This is a genomic window from Marinomonas shanghaiensis (genome assembly GCF_003259175.1).
GTDB lineage: Bacteria > Pseudomonadota > Gammaproteobacteria > Pseudomonadales > Marinomonadaceae > Marinomonas > Marinomonas shanghaiensis.
This window is the reverse complement of record NZ_QGOK01000012.1, coordinates 96,609-118,746: the sequence shown is the minus strand read 5'-3', so window position 1 is coordinate 118,746 and position 22,138 is coordinate 96,609. Positions and strand designations below refer to the sequence as shown.

18 protein-coding genes are annotated in these 22,138 nt (G+C 42.9%); 7 read left to right on the top strand and 11 right to left on the bottom strand.

Going from position 1 to position 22,138, the window contains the following annotated elements; translation table 11 throughout:
- Positions 1 to 108: 108 nt before the first annotated feature.
- Positions 109 to 900 (top strand): flap endonuclease Xni, encoded by a 792-nt coding sequence (gene xni / locus DKT73_RS10945; protein WP_111638590.1) that lies wholly within the window; start codon positions 109 to 111, stop codon positions 898 to 900.
- Between the two features lie 102 nt (positions 901 to 1,002).
- Positions 1,003 to 2,484 (top strand): glutamate--tRNA ligase, encoded by a 1,482-nt coding sequence (gene gltX, locus DKT73_RS10940; protein WP_111638589.1) that lies wholly within the window; start codon positions 1,003 to 1,005, stop codon positions 2,482 to 2,484.
- 90 nt (positions 2,485 to 2,574) lie between these two features.
- On the opposite strand, the gene DKT73_RS10935 is transcribed toward gltX, so the two are convergent.
- The 9 genes from DKT73_RS10935 to DKT73_RS10895 form a co-directional block, all read right to left on the bottom strand.
- Positions 2,575 to 4,464 (bottom strand): methyl-accepting chemotaxis protein, encoded by a 1,890-nt coding sequence (locus DKT73_RS10935; RefSeq protein ID WP_111638588.1) that lies wholly within the window; start codon positions 4,462 to 4,464, stop codon positions 2,575 to 2,577.
- A gap of 260 nt (positions 4,465 to 4,724) precedes the next feature.
- Positions 4,725 to 5,039 carry a DUF3301 domain-containing protein gene (locus DKT73_RS10930; RefSeq protein ID WP_111638587.1) on the bottom strand — a complete coding sequence of 105 codons (315 nt, stop codon included), beginning with the start codon at positions 5,037 to 5,039 and terminating at the stop codon, positions 4,725 to 4,727.
- A 242-nt stretch (positions 5,040 to 5,281) separates the two neighbouring features.
- Positions 5,282 to 5,818 carry a flavodoxin gene (locus DKT73_RS10925; RefSeq protein WP_111638586.1) on the bottom strand — a complete coding sequence of 179 codons (537 nt, stop codon included), beginning with the start codon at positions 5,816 to 5,818 and terminating at the stop codon, positions 5,282 to 5,284.
- Positions 5,819 to 5,831: 13 nt separating this feature from the next.
- Entirely contained in the window at positions 5,832 to 6,719 is an 888-nt protein-coding gene (locus DKT73_RS10920) for a helix-turn-helix domain-containing protein (RefSeq protein ID WP_111638585.1), read from the bottom strand.
- A gap of 149 nt (positions 6,720 to 6,868) precedes the next feature.
- A complete protein-coding gene (locus DKT73_RS10915) occupies positions 6,869 to 8,242 on the bottom strand; it encodes a sigma-54-dependent transcriptional regulator (RefSeq protein ID WP_111638584.1) in 1,374 nt (457 codons plus the stop codon).
- A gap of 1 nt (position 8,243) precedes the next feature.
- Positions 8,244 to 10,322, bottom strand: coding sequence for a PAS domain-containing sensor histidine kinase (locus tag DKT73_RS10910; protein ID WP_111638583.1), 2,079 nt, complete (start codon positions 10,320 to 10,322; stop codon positions 8,244 to 8,246).
- 84 nt (positions 10,323 to 10,406) lie between these two features.
- Positions 10,407 to 11,363: an AEC family transporter gene (locus DKT73_RS10905; RefSeq protein WP_111638582.1), complete on the bottom strand. Its 957-nt coding sequence runs from the start codon at positions 11,361 to 11,363 to the stop codon at positions 10,407 to 10,409.
- 17 nt (positions 11,364 to 11,380) lie between these two features.
- Entirely contained in the window at positions 11,381 to 12,058 is a 678-nt protein-coding gene (locus tag DKT73_RS10900) for a response regulator (RefSeq protein ID WP_111606598.1), read from the bottom strand.
- 31 nt (positions 12,059 to 12,089) lie between these two features.
- Positions 12,090 to 13,496, bottom strand: a complete 1,407-nt coding sequence (locus DKT73_RS10895; RefSeq protein WP_111638581.1) for an ATP-binding protein — start codon at positions 13,494 to 13,496, stop codon at positions 12,090 to 12,092.
- Between the two features lie 231 nt (positions 13,497 to 13,727).
- Here DKT73_RS10895 and DKT73_RS10890 point away from each other — a divergent pair, with 231 nt between their 5' ends.
- The 3 genes from DKT73_RS10890 (at position 13,728) to DKT73_RS10880 (ending at position 15,842) form a co-directional block, all read left to right on the top strand.
- Positions 13,728 to 14,630 (top strand): 1-acylglycerol-3-phosphate O-acyltransferase, YihG family, encoded by a 903-nt coding sequence (locus tag DKT73_RS10890; protein WP_111638580.1) that lies wholly within the window; start codon positions 13,728 to 13,730, stop codon positions 14,628 to 14,630.
- 230 nt (positions 14,631 to 14,860) lie between these two features.
- Positions 14,861 to 15,577: a YebC/PmpR family DNA-binding transcriptional regulator gene (locus DKT73_RS10885; RefSeq protein ID WP_111638579.1), complete on the top strand. Its 717-nt coding sequence runs from the start codon at positions 14,861 to 14,863 to the stop codon at positions 15,575 to 15,577.
- 70 nt (positions 15,578 to 15,647) lie between these two features.
- Complete coding sequence (locus DKT73_RS10880) at positions 15,648 to 15,842, top strand: DUF1289 domain-containing protein (RefSeq protein ID WP_111638578.1); 195 nt, start codon at positions 15,648 to 15,650, stop codon at positions 15,840 to 15,842.
- A 12-nt stretch (positions 15,843 to 15,854) separates the two neighbouring features.
- Here DKT73_RS10880 and DKT73_RS10875 read toward each other — a convergent pair whose 3' ends face one another.
- A complete protein-coding gene (locus DKT73_RS10875; RefSeq protein WP_198666591.1) occupies positions 15,855 to 17,093 on the bottom strand; it encodes a glycosyltransferase in 1,239 nt (412 codons plus the stop codon).
- Positions 17,094 to 17,257: 164 nt separating this feature from the next.
- On the opposite strand from DKT73_RS10875, the gene fabV reads away from it, so the two are divergent.
- A complete protein-coding gene (gene fabV, locus DKT73_RS10870; protein ID WP_111638577.1) occupies positions 17,258 to 18,460 on the top strand; it encodes an enoyl-ACP reductase FabV in 1,203 nt (400 codons plus the stop codon).
- A gap of 103 nt (positions 18,461 to 18,563) precedes the next feature.
- Complete coding sequence (locus DKT73_RS10865; RefSeq protein ID WP_111638576.1) at positions 18,564 to 19,124, top strand: hypothetical protein; 561 nt, start codon at positions 18,564 to 18,566, stop codon at positions 19,122 to 19,124.
- On the opposite strand, the gene DKT73_RS10860 is transcribed toward DKT73_RS10865, so the two are convergent.
- Positions 19,110 to 22,127 carry an insulinase family protein gene (locus DKT73_RS10860; RefSeq protein WP_232827848.1) on the bottom strand — a complete coding sequence of 1,006 codons (3,018 nt, stop codon included), beginning with the start codon at positions 22,125 to 22,127 and terminating at the stop codon, positions 19,110 to 19,112. The genes DKT73_RS10865 and DKT73_RS10860 overlap by 15 nt on opposite strands.
- Between the last annotated feature and the right edge of the window lie 11 nt (positions 22,128 to 22,138).

Sequence of the window (22,138 nt, the reverse complement as noted above, 5' to 3'; positions counted from 1 at the left end):
ACTGTAAATCGGTATAGAAGTCTCTCGTTGTCGTGATGCGTCTTTGTACATGATATCCTAATTAGACGATTTAACAGCAATGCAATGTAGTAAAAATAAGGGCTTAGGGTGGAGAAAAAATTACTCATAATTGACGGTTTGAATTTAATCAGACGTCTCTATGCCGCGTTGGAATCTGAACAGGATTCGGTTCGAAGGGTTGAACGCACCCAAAGCATTGCCGTTGAGGCCTTGGCGAAATTAACACATCAGTTTCAGCCATCCTATGCCGTGGTGGTTTTTGACTCAAATGGTAAAACGTGGCGCCACAGGGTGTATCCAGATTATAAATTGGGGCGTGTCCCTATGGATGACAGTCTTTTGGAGTCTTTGCCTGACTTTGCGCGCGTCTTTCGTTTTAATCACTTGCCTTGTTTGAGAATGGAAGGTTGGGAAGCCGATGATTTGATTGCTACCTTGGCCGTCAAAGCAGCAAGCCATAATATAAAGTCCTACATAGTATCTACTGATAAAGGTTTCACCCAGTTGTTGGATGATGAGCGTGTATTACAGTACGATTATTTTGCTAAGTTGGGGTATGACAAAGTTTGGGTGCCTGGAAAGTATGGCGTTGAACCTCATCAATTAGTGGATTATTGGGCCTTGGTTGGCGATACCACCAATCGCATTCCGGGTATTAAAGGTATCGGCCCCAAAACCGCGTTAACCATCATGCATTCATTTCCTACAATAGAAGAAATTTATGCCAACCTATCGTTTTTTTCAGAGCGTATTCAGTCTCTTTTAGCTGGTGGGTATGAGCAATGTTTGCAATCTCGGTCTTTGGTTGCTTTAAAAACCGATGTGGATATTGGGGTGCGTCTTTCGCAACTTCGCTATCACCCACGTAAAGTTGAGTGAATATCAAACATCTAAGCAGAAAAGATGGCTTGGGCCTCTTACCCGCAAGGGGTGAGCAGCTTATAATAAGGGCATTTCAGGCAACGGATAAATGAGAGTTTTATGTCAGAGGTAAGAACACGTATTGCGCCCTCACCAACAGGTGATCCACATGTTGGTACAGCTTATATCGCATTATTTAATATGGCATTTGCCCGTAAAATGGGTGGTAAGTTCATTCTACGCATAGAAGATACGGACCAGACGCGTAGCACGCCAGAATCTGAAAAAATGATTTTGGATGCGTTGCGTTGGTTAGGGCTTGATTGGGCAGAAGGTCCTGATGTTGGCGGACCATATGGTCCTTATCGTCAAAGTGAGCGTGGTCATATTTATGGTCAATATGCTCAAGAATTGATTGAGAAAGGTCATGCGTTTTATGCATTTGAGACAACGGAAGAATTGGATCAGATGCGTATTGAGCAAAAAGAACAAGGTTTGCCACAAAAATACGATGGCCGCGCTTTGGCGCTGACACCAGAAGAAGTACAGGCAAAGCTTGATGCTGGAATTCCTTATGTGATTCGCATGAAAGTACCAGAAGAGGGTACTTGTGTTGTTCAAGATATGCTTCGTGGTGAAATCGAAATTGATTGGGCACAAGTGGATATGCAGGTTTTGCTGAAAGCAGATGGCATGCCGACTTACCATTTGGCAAACGTGGTTGACGATCATTTGATGAAAATTACCCACGTTATTCGTGGTGAGGAATGGATTAACTCGGCACCTAAGCATATTTTATTGTATCAATACTTTGGTTGGGATATGCCGACCTTATGTCATATGCCTTTGTTGCGTAACCCAGATAAATCTAAGTTATCAAAGCGCAAAAACCCAACCAGTATTCTCTACTATCAACGTATGGGATACATGGCAGAAGCGGTAATTAACTATCTGGGTCGTATGGGATGGTCCATGCCAGATGAGCGCGAAAAGTTCACATTGGATGACATGGTTGAGCATTTTGATATCCAGCGTGTTTCTTTGGGCGGGCCAGTTTTTGACGTTGAGAAGTTGAGCTGGCTGAATGGTATGTGGATTCGTGAGAACTTAACGTCAGAAAGCTTTGCACAAAAATACGTTGAATGGGCGCTGAATCCTGAATACTTGATGAAGATTTTACCGCTGGTGATACCGCGAGTTGAAACCTTCTCTGACGTTGCTGATGTGGCTGGTTTTTTCCTGAAAGGGTTGTTGCCTATCACAAAAGAAGATTTTTCTACCATTAAAATGGAAGAAGACACGCTGCGTAGAGCAATGCAATTTGCTTTGTGGCGTTTGGAAGCGTTGAGTAAATGGGAAAAAGACGAAATCTTCAATGAAATGAAAACATTAGCGCAAGCGATGGACATCAAGCCGAAAGACTTTTTTGCACCATTGTTTGTTGCTATTTCCGGTACTACCGCGTCTGTGTCAGTTTTTGATTCGATGGCGATTTTAGGCTCTGACATTTCTCGTGCACGTATGCGTACTGCGGTCAATGTTCTAGGTGGGCCTTCTAAGAAAGAAGCAAAGCGTTGGGAAAAAGAGTTTTCTGAGTTGTAAGGAGCCGTGTCTTTTACGGATATCAAGAGCAATAAAGAATAAAAAAACCGGCCATAAGCCGGTTTTTTTATGATGTATTTACTGTTTAAACTAGCGAGTGGTAAAAACGCTGGTCTTCTTGTCTAAGCTACTGACTTGATTGTGAATATCACGAGTATTGCCTTCAATGCTAGTGATGTAGCTATTGTCTCGTTGAAGTTGTTGAGCGATCTTGTCCATTTCTTCGCTCATATGAACGGCTGTTTTGGCCACTTCTTGAATGGATCGTGCCATATCAATTGAGGACGCCGAACTTGTCTGAGCGTTTCGCTCAATTTCACGAATAGCCAACTCCGCTTTTTCACTAAACTCTTCAATCGAATGTAGACTTTCTTGACCGCTGTGCATGGTTTCAATCGCTGTTTGAGTAGACGATTGAATCGTGCTAACGATGTCTGTGATTTTAGCTGTTGCATCAACGGTTTTTTCTGCAAGTGAGCGTACTTCGTCTGCCACAACAGAGAAACCACGACCAGCTTCACCTGCTCGAGCGGCTTCAATAGCAGCATTCAGTGCAAGAAGATTGGTTTGGTTTGCTAGATCGTTGATCATTCCTATTACATTATCAATGTCTTTTGACAATTGACCAAGTTCGTTTAATTGCTCACTGGTCTTGTTGACGACGTTGATGGTGCTTGAGAGGTTAGACAGTGCCCCTTTAATGGTTTCAGCGCCTACTTTAGCCGATTCATAAGTGTTTTGTGATTGGCTGCTTAGGTCTTCTGTCGTGCTAGAAATGCTTGAAATCGTGGTTGATATCTCTTCTGTCGCTGCCGCCAGAGAATTGGTCTGTTCGCTGACAGAGCGGTTACTTTGCGCAATATTGCTAACAGAGATATTTAACTCAGAAACCATGTTATTGACGCCTTGTGTTGTCGTTACAACCTCGCCAATAACGGAACCGAGTCCATTGGTCATCTCGTTTACTGAGCTACACAGCGAATCAAATTCATCATTACGCTTGTTATTAACGTGTAAGCGAGCGGTTAAATCCCCGCTTTTCACTTTACCAAGATCTCTAATGATCTGATTGAGCGTTTTATTAACGCTGCTGCCTATGCCCATCATCATAAGGGCAGCAACAATAGCCACCACAATGCTTACAACGATCAGACTAATGCTGGCTTGTTGAGAGTTAGCAGAAGCTTGTTGGCGGGCTTCTATTACCGCACTTTGCATGTATTCCACAGCCGCTAAGCGAGTCTGACTGAAGTTTTCTTTGCTCGCGACAAATTGTGATTGTAAGTTTTTAAGTTGCTGGTTTTCTTTGTCGAAGTTTTCGACAGCAGTGAAATATTGGTTAATGACGTCACCAAAGCGCTCCTCTAAACCAAAATTGGTAACGCGCTTATAGAACTTGTCATAGCGGTCCATAAAAGCGGCTTTGTTGTCCGCAACAGGTTCAAAAATAAAATTCTTTTCGGCTTCTCGTACGGGCAAGAATTCTTGTTTTACTAGACTAAGAAAAGAAATCTCTTCGGTGACCTTTTCACCAAGCTGAGAAATTTCGCCTTTTAGTCCAGAAGAGCCATTAAAACCGACTTTTTGTCTTTGATTAACCAACAGTTTTAAAGCCGCATTATAGTTTGTCAAAGACTCTGTAATATTGCTCAAATTCTTTTGTGCTTCAGGGTCTTCTCTTAAAAGCTCTGTGTCTTCACTAAGCGTTGCCATGAAATTTTCATTGTTAGCGTTAAGCTGTTCAAGAAAAGCGGCATAGGTACTGTTATCGATACTGGATAGCGTCTCATATTCATCCATTAAGGTAATAATGAGAGAGGATAGGTCTTTGTCTACTTTTGTGAGGCGCTCAAATTTTGCAGAAGAGGTTTCTTGAACATTCAATCCTTGTAAAGCAACAGCAGTTACAACAACGAATCCAAGAATAGCTGCGATGAGCAAAGAGAGTAACTTGGTACGAAAACTAAGATTTGCCAACATATTATATCCTGCATTTTTTATTATAGATTGAACCGATAGGCATCCAGGCACAAATCAGTACGCTTTTATTGTTTTATGGCCTAGCCTATCTAAAACGTTACAAATGTTTACGTAAGCATTCTATTTCTACTATGGCCTTATTTGCAATTAAATGACACAAAAATATGGTACTTATCTATATCATTGCAGCGAATTGATAGATCTGCAAGTTAGGCTTTGTTAAGAAAGGTATAAACAGAATGTTTTTGCTTACCTGTTTTTTAAAAATCATGAGGGCTTAACCATATCTCTACTTGTCGATTGCCAAGATAGGTTACTTTCCCTTGATAACGCGCTATGCCGCTGGAGCTAAATTCAAACTTATAGCTTCTTCTTACTTTAATCTGACCTTGTGACCAGATTGGTCGCCATTCAGCTCCCGCTACGCTGTCATCAAGTAATTGCAGGTTTAATGATTCACAGTGTTTTTTCGTGCTTATCAGTGCCTGTTCTCGAATCGACGTGTTTCGCCACCATGCATAGATACCGACGGAGAGAATAAGAACAATAACAATATCAGAAAGTTGTAGGTTCATAGATGCCAATGCTAACTTAATAAAAGTGATAGCATCATAACGAATTGTTGTTAGGAAAAGAAATACGTGGCTACCTCCAAGCAGGAGAGAAAGGAGAGGTAGCCACGTTCTTCACGCAATGTAGAGCAAGTCTCATAATTATCGCATTGAAAATAAGCTAAATTTGGGCATTCGGGGCAGCGAATGTGTGGGAACCAAATTTGAGTCGTTTGCTTAAATTCAATGGCCAGTCAGGTGATAATTTATGCGGCTTCTACTGCTCTCTCTGCGTAAAGTTGAATAACCCACTGCTCAATTCGCTGGTCAGTGAGTTCAAATTGTTGGTCTTCATCAATCGCTAAACCGATAAAGTGTTCTTTGTTGTGCACACAAGCTCGTGAGGCTTCAAACTCATAGCCCTCTGTAGACCATTGGCCAATAAAGGTTGCACCTGTTGGCAATAGTTTCTCGTATAGCCATCCCATGGCATCGACAAAGTAATCACCATAACCAAACTGATCGCCCAATCCATACAAGGCAATAACCGTGTCATCTAGTGTTAAACCAGCTAGATCATCGCCAATGTCTTCCCAGTCAGATTGAATGCCACCAAAATCCCACGTTGGGATGCCGAGAATGAGCATGGAATACTGTTCAAGTTGGCTTAGCTCTACGTCTTTAATGTTAAATAAATCGACTTGCTCGCCAAGCTCTTCCCATTGTTTGGCTATTTTATGGCCAACTTCTTCGGTGTTGTTTGTGTCTGTGCCGTAAATAAGGGCTATGGATGAATGTGCCATGGTGTTCCTATTACTAATGGATTTGTCCGTACTGGTGACTACTGACACCAAAGTGTTGAATAAACGCTGCTTCAAATTGGTCTTCTGAAAAGCCACTTTGGGCAACAATAAAGGGTTTTGCTGAGGGATCTTGTCTCAATTTAGCGGCCGCAGACTTTATGCGGCTGCGAGTGCAGTAGATCTCAATAGATTGCCCAACGATAAGATTGAAACCAATTGCTAAGGCCTCAGTGTTAAGTCCAACTTGTTGTGCTAAATGCTGGATATTCAGTGCATCATGTTGGGGCGTTTCTATTAAATTTTGTGCATGGAATAACTTTCTTTGGCAGTCTTCACATTGCGATAAATGATTGAGCATTTGCAGTTGCTCAATGAGTGTGAAGATGAGTGCATAAAGGTGGCCTGCAAGGCTTATTGAGTGACCTTTGTGAGCGAGAATAGGTTCGATTAAGCTGCGTGTTCTTCCTGTCACCGGTAGTTGAATCGTGGCATTTTCATTGCCTAGCTTGTCACGCATGTTGGTAAAATGTTGGATAATCTGTTCTTCTGTTTCGCCCAAAACGGCGGCTAAGTGCGCAGGGCTGATGCGTGCTTGCAGTAGACTGTACTGTTCGTCTTTAGCGATATAAAAATGACCACTAATGGGTCGTGCTTGATACGCGATCTGTACCGAGTTTATGTCTTGGGCGCTTTTTATCGGTCCGTTTCCTAAAAATGAAAAATACAGTCCTGATTGCGCTTCTTCCTGGATAGATAGATCGGTGTTGCTACTCAAGTGCTGGTTTAACCAGTGCAAATTAGGAAGAAGGGCGAGCGCTTGCTTATGACCGGATAGCCACTGTGCTACGTCTTCTTGGATGTTTCCAGTCGTGTCATACACATCGCGCATGCTGATTTGCATCGTATGTTGCCTCTAATCTGATAATGGTTATCATTAAAGAGTTTTTTGTCTTGTGATGCAAGTGATTCTCATTAAATATTTTATATGAGAATCACTTTATTAATATTTTTCTATGATGGAGTGAGATTGGATCGTATGGGCTTTGCCGGTTAGTCTAAATAGTCCGCACGGTTTAGCCCGTATTTTTGCATTTTTTGATTTAAGGTTCGGCGCGGTAATTGAAGCTGTTCTAAGACCAGCTGAATATTGCCTTTTTGCTGTCGTATGCTGGCTTCAATGAGACTGCGTTCGAATTCTTGGACTTTTACGCTGAGAGGGAGCGGTGTGATGGTGTCGATATCATCTTGAGCTTGATAGCCCGCTAAAATTTTTGCCACGCTAGTGTTGGGTTCTAGCGCATAACGTAGCGCGACGTTTCGCAGCTCGCGTACGTTACCAGGCCAGCCATAAAGTGTCAGTGTTTCGTGATCTATTGGGCTAAGTTGTTTAAAATCCTTCCCACGTTCTTTTACCGCTATACGGCAAAAGTGCTCAAATAACAGGGGAATATCTGAGCCACGATGGCGCAAGTCAGGTAAATGTATCTGTGAGACGTTTAAGCGAAAAAATAAGTCTTGTCGAAAGTCGGCTAATGTTTGTAAGTCATTTTTCGCCGCTGCCACAACTCTTAGGTCAATTTGAATGATTTTATTGCTACCGACCCGTTCGAGTTGATTTTCTTGTAGGACACGCAGCAGTTTTATTTGCATGGGCAATGGCATGCTTTCGATTTCATCTAAAAACAAGGTACCGCCACTGGCGTGTTCGAGTTTACCAATTCGTTGTTTGTTGGCGCTGGTAAATGCACCTGCTTCATGGCCGAACAGTTCACTTTCAAATAAATCTGCCGGAATGGCAGCACAGTTTATCGCCACAAAGGGTTGGTTGTTTCTAGGGCTACAATCATGAAGGGCTTTTGCGACTAATTCTTTTCCGCAGCCTGTTTTACCATACACAATAACGTGTGTGTCCATACTGGCAAAAGTGCGAATTTGCTGTCTAACACGGACGATTTGTTCATTTTGCCCTATGATAATTTCTTCTAAACCATGAAGATCGCCAAGGTATTGAGATTGATTGGCATGTTGACGTTGCACACTTCTTAGCTGAATCGCCTTTTCGACCGTTTTTAACAATCTGTTGGGATCAAAGGGTTTTTCAAGAAAATCAAACGCACCATCGCGCAAGGCATTCACTGCTGTGTCTACGTCACCGTGGCCGGTGATAAGGATAAAAGGTATTTCAGGCTCTTTGGCTAGGCAATCTGCCATAAGTGTTAAGCCATCGATCGGTGTCATGCGAATATCGCTGACTATGATGCAAGGTAAGCCGCTATGAAACTGGTCAATGAGCGCCTGAGCTTGATGGAACTCTGTTACCACATAATCAGACAGACGAAGCCATTGTGCTGTAGTTGAACGAACAATCTCGTCATCATCCAACAGCCAAATTTCAATTTTATTATTGGGGATACGGTTTTCCATATTAAGCCTTTAGCAGTGTTAAGTGGAAGACCAGCTGCGATTCATCGTTGTGGTTCGCTGTCAGTGTTCCGTTCATATCTTTGGCTAAGTTTGCACTGATGGCAAGTCCAAGCCCTAAACCTTTGCCAATTGGTTTGGTGGTAAAGAAGGGTTCGAAAATATGAGACAGTTTGGTTTTTTCTATGCCTGGACCATTGTCCTGATAACAAAGGGTTACTTTGTCATGCTGTACTTGTAAAGATATTCGAATACGAGGAGTGATTTTAAGTTCAGAGCAAGCTTGTATTGAATTACTGATGAGATTTGCAAATATTCTCTCTAGTCTGGTGGGCTCCGCCATCACTGTGTCGGTGTTGTTAAGCGTGATGTGCCAATCAATGTCTTGTGCGTCATCACCAAGGCTTGCTATGGCTTTGCTGATAGAGTCTTTAATAGAGGTTGGTGCAAGTTGTTCAGGTCTTCGATACGCGAGCACTTTTAATTCGCTGGTGAGCTTTTGCATTCTGACGACGAGGGACTCTAAATCAATAAGTGTCCTCAGTGCTTGCTCTGCTTGTTGACGTTTTAACAACAGTTCTGCTGTGTAAACCAGTGTTCTGATACCCGTGAGTGGTTGGTTGAGTTCATGTGCTATTGCCGTTGACATCTGCCCTATGGCCGCCAGCTTTTCTGTTCTTAACAATTCCTTTTGTGCCACTTCTAGGGCTTTTGTTCTTTCCAATACTCGCTCTTCCAGACGGGTGTTGGCCTCCAGTAAATTCAGCTCTGCTTTTTTGCGTTTACTAATGTCGAGTAAAGTAACCAGATAGCCTTGTGAACCGCTCCACTTCAAAGAAGAAACAGACAAAAGTGCGGGAAAAAACAGGCCGTTGTCTTTTTGTAAAACCACTTCTTGCTCTAGCAAGTTACTTTTTTGTGTGTTGTTTAATTCGTGGTTTTTTAGCGATTTTAAAAAAGATAAAGCGGTTTGATTGTCTGGGCAATCGGGTAAAAACTCGTAGAGATAATGTGTATTAAGTTGTGTTCTTTGGCCAAAATAGCGTATTCCCATTGGGTTAACGAAGGATATTTCACCGTGTTTTGTCAGTTGCAAGAGTCCTACGTGTGTGTTTTCAATCAAAACGCGTTGCTGTTGGGCGCTGTTTGCTATGAGAATTTCGTTTTCAAGTTTGGAGGCAATTTTCAAGGCGCGTTCACGACGATAAAGCCAGAAAAGAAAAATTAACGCAAAGACGCCTAGGCTGATAAAAGCAATGTTTTGTGCTTTTTTATGAATGCCTTTGAGATTAGATAAATAGTGGATTTGCCATTTAAGGTCATCGAGAGTGACATTTTGCAGCAAGTAGTTTTCATCTTTTAGGTGGTAAACTTTAGAACGGGTGTTGTTGAAAAACTCAATGTCTGTGTGATTGTCTAGCCAGTTGCTGACTAAAAGGCCATTCAATTTGCTGGCTAAAAATAGCAGGCTGTTTTGGTCTGTCATCACCACCAGATCGTCTAAAAGGTTCCAGCGTTCAATCAAATTGCTGACATTAATCCGAACCGCAACAGCACCCGCTAATCCGGCAGCGGTGTAAACAGGCGCCAGTACAAGGTGGGCCGATTTGGAGTGTGTAGGGCTGTAACCCGAAACAAGTATGTATTCGCCTTGTTGCTCTTTTAATACATTAGTGAGATTTTCTTTGCTGAAGTAGTCGTCTAAGTCAAAGTTAGGTGACTGTTCACTCGAAACAAGCAGATCGCCTTGGGCTGAAAGAATAAACCAATCCTGTGTCTTAGATACATGTGTTAAGTCTTCTAATTGGCGCTGTAGTCTCTGTGTGAGTGCTTTGTCTTTAGGGTTATTCATAAAACTTAGCAAGGTGGGATTGTCCGCTAAAGCATAAGGCAATATATGGTAGTTTTTTAGTTCGTTACGAAGCTCAATCACATAACTGAGGAGTTGGTCTTGTCCCTGCGAATGCTTGTCAATAATCAGTACCTGATAGGCGACGCTGTTGACGAGAAAAAACAGCGCCGTTAATAGGGTGCACCCAAACGACAGAAAAAAGAGACGATGTTTACGGAACTGTGAAATCAAAAAAATCTCGCTGGCTTTTTATTATGGTTTTGTTTTTTTACATAATATTGATAATGGCCATGATTTTGTAAAGCGCTTAGTGAATTAGATTAGACCAAAGCTTCTTAGCAAAGTCACCCCTATGCTGGTACTAAGCAAGGAGGCGATGGTTGTAATAACAATAATGTTTGCAGCCAGCGCTGAGTTACCCTTCATAGCGCGAACCATAATGTAACTCGCAGAGGCGGTTGGAGCGGATGACATTAAAAAAAGTACCCCGAGCTCCATGCCGCGATAACCTAATAAATAGCCCCCAAAAGTCAGTGCAAAAGGAATAAATAGTAGTTTTCCTATTGAAGCCACGATGGCGCCCTTCATGCCATTTTTTAATGAACTAAAATTCAGTGATGCGCCAGCGCAAAGTAAGGCCAAGGGTAAGGTCATTTGTGCAAAATAATCACCGGCCTTGTATAGGGTAGAAGGCAGGGACAAGCCTGTCATAGAGGCAGCAAAAGCCGCTAAAATGGCAATGATGAGCGGATTTTTGGCTATTCCTTTTAAAATGCTGGTCGCGTTGGGGTTTGTCCCCAAGGCACGGCTCAAACCGATTACGGACAATATATTGAACAATATGGTGACGCCACCTAAATACACGGACGCCACGGCAAAAACGTCATTGCCGTAGGCATTGATACAATAAGCTAAACCAATAATGCCCATATTAGAGCGAAAAGCACCTTGAACTAAAACAGCACGCTCCGCTTTGTCAGGAAACCAAATAGACAGTACCAGTTCGAGTGCTATGTAGGTAAGAGTGACGGCCCCTAGGGCATAAAGAACCAAAGACAGATCGGTATTGCTGGTTAAGTTTGTTTTGGAAATGCTGATAAAAAGTAGGGCAGGGAGCGTGACGTTGAACACTAATTTTGAGGCAACATCAATGAAGTTGTCATTGATGATACGTATCCGGTAAAGGATAACTCCTAACACCAATATTAAAAATATTGGCATGGTAATGGAGAAGGAAAATACCAGTACGTCTAAAAAGTTGTTCAACGCCATTCCTTAGAGCTGAGAAATCAATCGTTGTTTTCGAAGCGATAGCCTGCGCCATACACTGAATGGATCACATTTAGTTCTGGAGCCACAGCGGAAATCTTTTTGCGCAATTTCTTAATATGGCTGTCTATGGTGCGATCACTTACAACACGGCTGTCAGCATAGATGCTTTTCATGATGAGGTCTCGACCAAAAACGCGACCAGGTTCTTTGATCAATAGTTGTAGTAGCTGAAACTCAACTGTTGTCAGATCAATTAAATCGCCTTTGTAAGTCGCACGCAAACGATCAACATCTAGATCAAAGCCATCTGTTCGTGGTGATTCTGCCTGATCTAATTCAACGCGGCGCAAGTTCGCTTTCACGCGTGCAACGATTTCGCGAGGGCTAAATGGTTTGCATACGTAATCATCGGCGCCCATTTCTAGGCCAATCAAACGGTCAATTTCTTCTGCTTTTGCCGTTACCATGATGATAGGAACGCCACTGAACTGGCGTACTTGCTTGCATATCTCAACACCATCTAAGCCTGGAAGCATTAAATCCAGTAGAATAATATCAACTTGATTGTTCTTGATGTAATTAACCGCGATGTCTCCACGATCAAGGTGATGATGCTCATAGCCCGCTTGATCTAAATAGGCCGCCATGAGTTCTGCGAGTTTTGGTTCATCTTCAATAATCAGTACTTTGCTCATAATGTTATTCGTTCCTATTCATTTTAAGAGACTAGTTTAAAGGGAATTCTATTCTTATTCCTAAGCCACCGTCTGGGGAGTGATAAGCACTGATCGTACCCTGATGCCCATCGACAATATTAGAGCAAATAGCAAGGCCCAAACCTCTGCCTCCTGTTGCCCTGTTTCTGGAGTTTTCGACACGGAAAAACTGTTCAAAAATCTTGTCTTTATCATTATCATCAACGCCTGGAGCGGTATCTTCAAAAAGGATAATGGCTTTTTTATTCTTTTTGGATAGCTTAATAGTAAGCTTCCCTGGTGCGTTGGTGTATTTTAATGAGTTATTCATCAAATTCGCAAAAAGCTGATGCAATCGGTCCGAATCACCATTCATAACAATAGGGCTTTTTTGCGAATATTCAAACGCTAATTCTAAGCCAGCCTCATTAAAGGGGAGTGTCATGGATTGAACTGTCTGTTCAATAATCTCGTTTAACGACGTATCTTCCATTTGATAGCTTAAATTTCCCATATCATGCATGGATAATTGATTTAAGTCATCTATTAGGCGCGCGATATGCAGCGTTTCTTGCTGTAACGAAGCAAGGCTTTCGGGCGTGACTTTGATGATGCCGTCTTGCATCGCCTCAATTTCACCTCGCAGGATCGCCACTGGTGTTCTTAACTCATGGGCGGTATCGGCAACCCAACGCTTACGGGCTTCCCTAGTATGTTCTAAAGTGCACGCCAAGTTATTGAAGTCACAGCTTAGTTTTGCCAGTTCGTCAGAGCCTTTCACGGTAATGCGCGTATCAAACTTTCCTGCTGCCAGCTTTTTGGTTGCCTGCTGCATGGATGTAATGGGTCGACTTAGCCATTGTGCTAAAGGCCATGTGAGCAAAGCTGCAATGGCGAGCATAAAGGCGGATATGAGCAAAAACGCCTCACCCTGTTGGCGCACGAATCGTAATGTTTGATCTTGTACAAGCTCTCTAATGGAGCGTAATCCCACATAGCCTACGATCTTTTTATTAACCTTAACAGCATGTGTTTCGGCATCAGTGAAGCGTACTTTGCCAATGATGGGTTTTTGTTGGCTGTCAAACAAAAGAAAACGTTGGCGATAATATTGTGATGGATAAATGAGATCCAAATTAGGCGTGCTTGGTGGGGGGATGAGGTCACGCAAATTATCGAGTTTGGCTTGATGCCACTCATTTTCCATGCGGCTCTCTTGGACTAAGAAATACCAATCATCGTAGTAGATATAGAGATTGGCGGTTCGGTTTGCCATTTGCTCTAAAAAGTCACGATCTCGCTCTGTTGCGTAGGACACAAATCCTCGGTCAAAACTCCATTGAAATACCTGCCACATAGAAACAATGAGTAAAATATTACTCAAAACAAAGACGGCAAATAATTTATGGCGAATCTTTAACCCTTTGGTAATGGTCATGGTTGGGGCTTAAATCCTTTGATGTCCTGCTTCGGGAGGTTGAACAGGAAATTTAAAAAAACGACAGTTTGTCACTCGTATTGAACTCATTTATCAGTGAATCTAATCGTCTGTTTACTATACAGTTTTTGAGTGAAAGCTGGCTACTTAGTTCGAGTGTAAATAATGAGGATTTCCAATCAAGGGTTTCCTTTAGTATTATGCGTCAATTTTGTATTTTTGAGTCTATCTATGCCTGTTTTTGCTGCGTTAAAAGGGTCTGCTTCATTCATCTTAATCGTTATGAATACGTTGATTTGTTTTGTGCCCGTCATGGTGTTGGCCCTATTGAAATGTGTGTTGCCGTTTGTCGCGGTGCGTGCATTACTCAATGTGGTGTTGGATCGCATCGCGACATTTTGGATTGGCGTTAATAACATCAATCAGCGTTGTTTAGGGCGTTCGAAGGTTGATGTGTCTGGGGCGCGAGATTTTGTCTTGAATGACTGGTACATGGTTACGGCCAATCACCAGTCTTGGGTTGATATTCTTGTTTTGCAGCGACTTTTTAATCGCCGTATTCCGTTTCTTAAATTCTTTTTAAAACGTGAGCTTATTTGGGTGCCTTTTATCGGTTTGGCTTGGTGGGCACTAGAGTTTCCTTTTATGAAACGTTACAGCCCTGCTTTGTTAAAAAAACGGCCTGAACTGAAGGGAAAAGACATTGAAGTAACGAAAAGAGCGTGTGATAAATTCCAGCACTTTCCTGTCTCTATTATGAATTTTCTAGAAGGGACTCGATTTACAGGGGAAAAACATCATCAACAATCCAGTCACTATAAACACCTTCTTATGCCTAAAGCTGGCGGTTTGTCCTTTGCGTTAAACGCCATGGATGGAAAGTTACATAAATTGATTGATGTCACCATCGTTTACCCAAATGGCATTCCGAGCTTTTTTGATTACCTTTGTGGCAAGGTGAAGGTAATCAAGGTGCATATCAGGATGATGCCGATTGACAGTGCTTTGCTGGGTGACTATCAAAACGACGCAGAGTATAGAGCGTCTTTTCAGCAATGGGTAAATGATCTTTGGCAACAAAAAGATCAACAGTTTGAGCGTTTAATGCAGTCTGGTGGCAATGATTGTGACTGACGAGATACCCTTGTTCGCAGAGTATTGCTCTCTTGGTGTGTGGTTAGTGACTGGAGTTATGCGGTTATCTTGCTTGTAAGCTGTCCATATCGATTCAGTTTTTTGCTTTGGTGCAATTTTGTGAGGGTTGGGCTGGCTTTTTATCGTATTTATGCTTGGCTAGCAGTTCCTTCTTTTTGGGTGACACGTTAGAATCTTACTTTTAAGACTTTATAAAATAGGAATATGTAATGGGCAGAGCCTTTCAAAACCGCAAAGAGTCCATGGCAAAAACGTCTGACCAAAAAGCCAAGGTTTACAGTAAGTACGGCCGTGAGATTTATGTTTGTGCAAAATCCGGTGGTATTGATCCTAATGGCAATTTGGCACTGCGTTCACTGATTGATCGTGCAAAAAAAGATCAGGTGCCAACTCACGTTATCGACAAAGCGATTGATAAGGCGAAAGGTGGTGGTGGCGAAGATTTCGACACAGCTCGCTACGAAGGTTTTGGTCCAGGTAATACTATGGTTATCGTGGATTGCTTGTCTGATAACCCAAACCGTACTTTTGGTGATGTGCGCACGTGCTTCAACAAAGTGAAGTGCAAAATTGGCAGCCAAGGCAGTGTCAGTCATATGTTTGACCACAGCGCCATTTTTGTTTTTGCCGGTAAAGATGAAGAGGCTGTTTTAGAAGCCTTAATGTTAGCTGATGTGGATGTGACGGACATTGAGCTAGAAGACGGTAAAGTGACAGTTTTTGCACCTCATACTGATTACAGTAAAGCAAAAACGGCGTTGACCGATGCGTTTGGCGATATCGAATTTGAGGTCGATGAAATTCAGTTCGTCGCGCAAAATATGACAGAAATCCAAGGTGAAGAAGTGGAGCAGTTTGACCGTTTCTTGGATCTTTTGAATGATTTGGACGATGTTCAGCGCGTTTATCATAACGCTGAATACTAACATCAAAGGCCTTGGTGGTGTTTTCTGCCAAGGCTTTTTGTTTCCTGTCCCTTATAGATGTTGATGAACAATGACTAAGCCAAAACCTCAGCTTAAATCCCCTTGTGTTAATGTTTGCCTTCTTGATGATGAAGATGTTTGTGTTGGTTGTTATCGAACCGGTAAAGAAATCAGTCAATGGGGTAGTATGAACAAAGCCTCACAGCAGGCGGTGATGAAAAAAGTTCGTGAGCGGGAAGCCAAAAGTCATTTTGTTTCTGGCTAGTGCGTTGAGCTCTTAGTCTTGTTCCGCTCCATTTTTGTTTTTCAGTTCTATCCATTGCGACATGTATTGCGTGCTTTTTAGGCTGTGGTGTCGCAGCATTAACCCCAAGAAATGTTTTTTCCTTAAGCTGTCCTTCAGTTGAACCTGCAGTGTTAATCGATTGATTAATTTTGGCTCCCACTCCTCTGCTTGATAGCGAGCTTGTAGAATTCTGTTGCCATTTTGTTGCATCAGTAGCCAGCTTTCTTTGTCTTCATAGAGGGAAACAGCAGCGTCGACAAAGGTGTCTATATCATCCGTTATCACTCCGTTCCATGGGAATGCGCCATTCATGGCTTCTGCGCCAATGGTTGTAGTTATGCTTGGTGTGCCCATTTGCATAGCTTCCACCAATTTGCCTTTAATACCTGCGCCAAAGCGTAATGGAGCTAAGCAAAGTCGCGCTTGTTGCATGACTTTTTGAGCGTTTTCAGCCCAGCCTTTTATCAGGAAACCTTCTTTTGCATTGTGTAGTTGGGTGGCTTTTGGCGGAGGATAGGCGCCATAAATATGCATTTCAGCGTGGGGGAGGCGTTTGCGAATCTTTGGCCATATGTCTGTTTTTAGCTGTAATACGGCGTCCCAGTTTGGTGCGTGGCGAAAATTGCCAATACTGATGAAGTGCTGACGCTCTTCAAAGCTTGGTAAGGTGTCGGTGTGTTGTGGTGCGGGTAGCATAAAGGGTAGGTGAAATACGTGAGTTTCTGGTACGTGAAATTCATCGATTAACAATTTTGTCTCGACTTCGGAAATCATCAAGGTTAAATCGCAACGATGAATGGCTGCGATTTCACGAATGCCATGATCATTGTAAAGAGCTTCTATGACAAACGGTCTATTTTGCTTAATCGCATCGTGTCTAGCTTGTCTTAATGAATGAAGATCCTCTGTATTAAGAACACGTAGCGAGTCTGGACTGAATTTCTCCACGCGCCAACCAAATTGCTCTTCCATCATGAAGCGATCAAATATCACAACATCGGGTTTTTTATTTGAAATGTAGGTGTTAAATGAGGCTTTATTGAGTTCTATGTGCTCGGCGTCGATGCCTAGTTGAGACAAGTCAGCCATGTGTTCCGTTTGTTGGGCTGGGCTTGCAAACGATATTTGCCATTGCTGTTTATAAAAGCAGTTGATCAGTTGCATCATTCTGCTGCCTGCAGCAGAGGAGTTGGGTTCAGGCCAGACGTAGCCAATAATAAGTAGATGCACGGTGATTTCTTGAGACCTCTGTGAGCTTTTGATTCTGTATTTTTACGAGAATCAGGACATATTCGTCTGGCTATTGTATCATGGCGCACAGATTTGTCTTGCCTGCCTCGTTTGTAGGGATTGTCAGGCAAGACGTAAGCAAAACATGACGTTGAGAAGATATTATGATCATAAAACCAAAGATTCGCGGATTTATTTGTACAACAACACATCCAGTTGGTTGTGAGCAAAACGTAAGAGAGCAAATTGCTTTTACTAAAAGCAAAGGGGCAATTGAAAACGGTCCTAAAAAAGTACTCGTAATCGGTGCATCAAGTGGTTATGGCTTGTCTTCTCGTATTGCAGCGGCTTTCGGTTCTGGCGCGGCGACTATTGGCGTTTTCTTTGAAAAGCCAGGAACGGATAAGAAACCTGGAACAGCGGGTTGGTATAACTCCGCGGCTTTCGACAAGGTGGCTAAAGAAGAAGGTCTTTATGCTAAAAGTATCAATGGTGATGCTTTCTCTAATGAAGCGCGTGACACGGTTATCGATTTGATTAAGCAGGATCTTGGTCAAGTGGATATGGTGGTTTACTCTCTTGCTTCTCCCGTTCGTAAAATGCCGGATACTGGTGAAGTGGTTCGTTCAGTGCTTAAGCCGATTGGTCAGCCGTATCGCTCTACAGCTATTGATACGAATAAAGATGTGATCATTGAAGCGGAAATTGAGCCTGCAACAGAAGAAGAAGTGGCTGCGACAACCACGGTAATGGGTGGTCAAGACTGGGAACTTTGGATGTCGGCTTTGCAAGAGGCGGGTGTTTTAGCTGAAGGTGCTCGTACCGTTGCTTATTCTTATATTGGCTCTGACATTACTTGGCCGATTTATTGGCATGGTGCGTTAGGCAAGGCGAAAGAAGATTTAGATCGTGCTTCAGCGGCTATTGATGCTCAGTTATCTAAGATTGGTGGTGGCGCGAACGTGGCGGTGTTGAAGTCTGTTGTGACTCAGGCCTCTTCTGCTATTCCTGTTATGCCTTTGTATTTGGCGATGGTATTCAAAGTCATGCGTGAGAAAGGTATCCATGAAGGTTGTATGGATCAGATTTATCGCATGTTCTCAGAGCGTTTGTACAATAATCATAATCCAGCAGAATTGACAGATGATAAAAATCGTCTTCGTTTGGATGATTGGGAGTTGCGTGAAGACGTTCAGCAGGCTTGTCGTGAGCTTTGGCCGCAAGTGAATGATGCTAATTTGTTTGCGGAAACGGATTATCAACTTTATAAAGACGAATTTTTGAAGCTGTTTGGTTTTGGCTTGGGCGGTGTCGACTATGATGCGGATGTCAATCCAGAAGTGGACTTTGATGTTGTGACACTATAAGTGTCTTAGGTCTTGTGCGGTAAAAACTAAAAAGGAGCTTTTGGCTCCTTTTTTTATAGCTTGTAATCTCCTATAGTGAAGGAGATTGGGTTTCGGGGTGTGTATGAAATATTCAATAGCATTGTTGTGTGCTGTTTCTTTAGTCGCAAATGCTCAGACAATCGAGCGTCAGCCAGTGGATATCATTTATGGCAATCAAGTGATTCGTACTCAACATCAAGTGGTTGTGAGTTCGAAAGAAGAGGTGGCCGTGATTCCTGCTGAAAAGGCTATTGGGACCTTGGGGCCAAATGTGGTGATAACAGCAGATGGTCAGGGGTTGTCCTATTTGGAAGAGAATGCGATCGCTGAACGTGAGCAAGCTATCTATGATGAAGTAAATAAGCGAACCGAAGAGGCGCCTTTTACCGTTTTGTTTACCGGAAATATTCCCGAAGAGATTCAAGAAAAGCGTCTTCGTATGATGCCTGAAATCGGCATTTTCGGTGATCAAGTTGAGCCGAAAGTGCAGCCCGAGGATAACTCGGCACCCAATGCAGGCGATTTTTCTCCTATCGGTAAGGGGGTCTCTTCAGGTCAGCCTAATGTGCCAGATCAGAGCAATGGTGCAAAAAGTGCACCTGCAACGGACAAGGAGAGACTTGAGCAATTAATCGGTGGTTAATTGTTCGGGTGAGGTTTCTATCCAGCCATATTGTGAGGTCAGTTCTGCGGGAAAGGCCTGGTTGTGAATGATAATTCTGCTGATACTGGGTGATGAAAGTTTGTTTTCGAGAAAATCCATGAAGTCTGCTCTGTCTATGGCTTCTAACGCGTCTATCCACGCTGTCTTTGTTTGAAAATCTGGTGAAGGTTTGGCAATTTGATGCCATTCTTCCAGAGCGTTATCGCTTAGATTTTTGGCTGTCATGTTAAGTTCGTCTAATAGCGCGGTTTTTGTGAAACTAAACTCTTCCGCCGTTAGAGTTTTGAGCTGTTTTTCCTCTTCTTTTAAAAAATCTTCAATCGCGTGGATGATCGTTACCGTGTTCTGATTAGGGGATTGCACCAATAGACCTAAAATGGGTGTATTTCGAGCGCTTAGATCTTGTGTTCCAACGATGTAGCCAAGTTGCTTTTGGGTTCTAAGTTCCTGATAAAATCGACTGTTAATGAGTTTTCTCAGTAGGGCGAAGTAGACTTTTTCTGTGATGGCTTTGCTCGATGCATCTTGGCTCGTATCTATCAATGTGTATAACACCACATTATCACTGCTGGTTGAGGTAAATGAGTAGTGCATTTTTTGATTGGCTGGAATGTTTTTGCTTTGGATTTCTACTGGGTCTTTTGGGGTGAGTCGTCCAACAAAGCGTTCATGTAGAGAGTGAGCGAGCGCTTGAGTTTGCTCTTTAGTGACGTTGCCTGTGCTGTAGCCAACGAGGTCAAAGCTTGCGCGAGCGTCTTTTATGTATTCCTCTAGGTCCTTAAACGATAGTTCTGTGAGTGTGCTTTCAAGTTGCTCTGTCGTGAAACTGTCTTTCGTTATGAGCGTGCTGAGCGCACTGTAGGCATTGCCGTAGGCTTGTCTGCTTTTTTGATTGGCAAGGTCTTTGGTTAGTTGGGTTTTTATTTGATCAAAGCGTTCTGTGCTTGGGCGAAATAAGAAAATTTGGTCGATCAGCCAGGTGGCGTAGGTATTTTGTTTATCTGAGTAGCCGCTGGTGCGTAAAGTGACGCCATTGGCATGAGGGTAAAATTGGTAGCCTAGCCCAGCAACATAAGGTGAGTAGGTAAGCTCGCTTATGCTGTCGTTATAAAGTCGACTCCATAGTTGATTTAATAAAGCATTTTTTGGGGTGTTGGCTGCGTGGCTGAATCGTATCGCCATGAAGTTCATGGCGGTAGGTTTGCCAAAGCTTGGGTCGGATTTGTGCCAAAAAGTAAAGCCTGGTTGCTGAAAAACGCTATATGGTGTGGTGTCTGTTTCGTCAACTAAGTCTAGATTTTCTGGTATGAAACGGTTTTTCTCAGGTAGGCTGACGTGGGTGTTTTTCACCGATAGGCGGATAAAATCTAAAAACAAAGTGCTGAAATTATTGTTGCTGTATGTGCTTTGATACCAAGGTTCAATTTGCCATATCGGCTTTTGTTTTGCCCAATGCTCAGGGAAGGTTCTGTTGGTGACAACCTGCACTAATAGATTGTTTGTATCGAGTTGTTTTAGGAGCTGGCGAACGTGTTGGTTATCCGCTGCTTTTTCGATACGAAAGCTGCTTAAAATGTCAGTGGCAGGGACTTTTAGCAGTTTTGCAGAGAGTGTGCGAGCGAGGCTTTGAGGAGGAGTGTAGTTTTGATTGTTGTACATAAGTTGGCTGAGTTGTACTCCTTCTTGTTGGTACATGGGATTGATTGGTGTCGACTGTAACAGTCCAATGGTGGCGAAAATGCGTTGCGCTACCGTGTCTATATTTTCCAGGCCGTGATTTGTTAGGTGTGCTGTAATGGTGAAAAAAGCGTTATCTCCATAGTCTGGGCTAACGCCTGCTGAAAGGCTGTTTATTAGCCCATCTGCTTTGAGTGATGCATACAGAGACCCCTCATTTTCGTTGCCTAGGATGTATGATATATAGCGTGTGGGGCGGGTTTTATAGTTGTTGTCTTGGGCATCAATTTGGTATTGGAAAGACAGTGTATTGCTATCGATTAGGGGTTTGACAAACTGCAGCTGTGGCTGACCCGTGGTAAGCAGTGCTGGGTAAGTGTGTTTTGTTGGTGCCTGCTTGCTAGGTATGTCGGAAAAGTAGCGCTTTGCGAAAGTGGCCATCTCTTCGTGGGGGAGGTTAGTGATCAGCACAAGCGCCATATTTTCACTGAAATAGTATTCCTTATACAGTGATAAAAGCTGTTGTCTTAATGAGTTCTCAGGTCTGTCTTTCAATGTGTCGAGATTGCCGACGGAAAACCCACTGTACGGATGATTGTTATTCAATAGGGTTTTAAAAGCTTGGTTATTGCGACGACTTTCGTCTTTCAGTTTGGCTTTGTACTCAGAGTCAACGGCGTTTTTCTCTCTTTGTGTTAAGGATTCGCTAAACAGAGGTGTGGTGAAAAATTGTGAAAATCTATCCAGCGCACCTTCGTATGCTGAAGGTTTAATATCGAAAAAATAGTTTGTGGTGTCTGAGCTGGTGTAAGCGTTATTTGAGCCACCATGGGTGTTTACATAGGATTGATAGTCCCCAGGTTCTGGGTATTTTTCGGTGCCAAGAAACAGCATATGCTCTAAAAAATGTGCCAGGCCTTGTTGATCTTTTGGGTCTTGAAAACTACCAACGTTGACCGCCAGTGAGGCGGAAAAGCGTTCTGCTTGTGGGTCGTTAACCAACAAGACTTTGAGGTGGTTGGGTAGGGTGATCAGTCGATAGTCGTTTTGGTCTGTTAGGCTTTTGTTGGGGATCTGAATCATATGCATTGCTGCTGAAGGGGGGTAGGGAGCGCCGTTATTGGCTGTGTTTATTTCGTCGTTAACGGGTTTTGCATAGTGTGTTGTGCTTGGCATTATCGGGTTGCTTATGTCTGGCTGATGGTGGTTTTCTGTTGGGATAGAGTGGCTTGCTTGAATCGAAAAAGAAGCAAGTAAAAGAATAAGTGCAAAATAGTGAGTGATTTTTTTAATGGTGTTTGTCATGGCCTCAGATT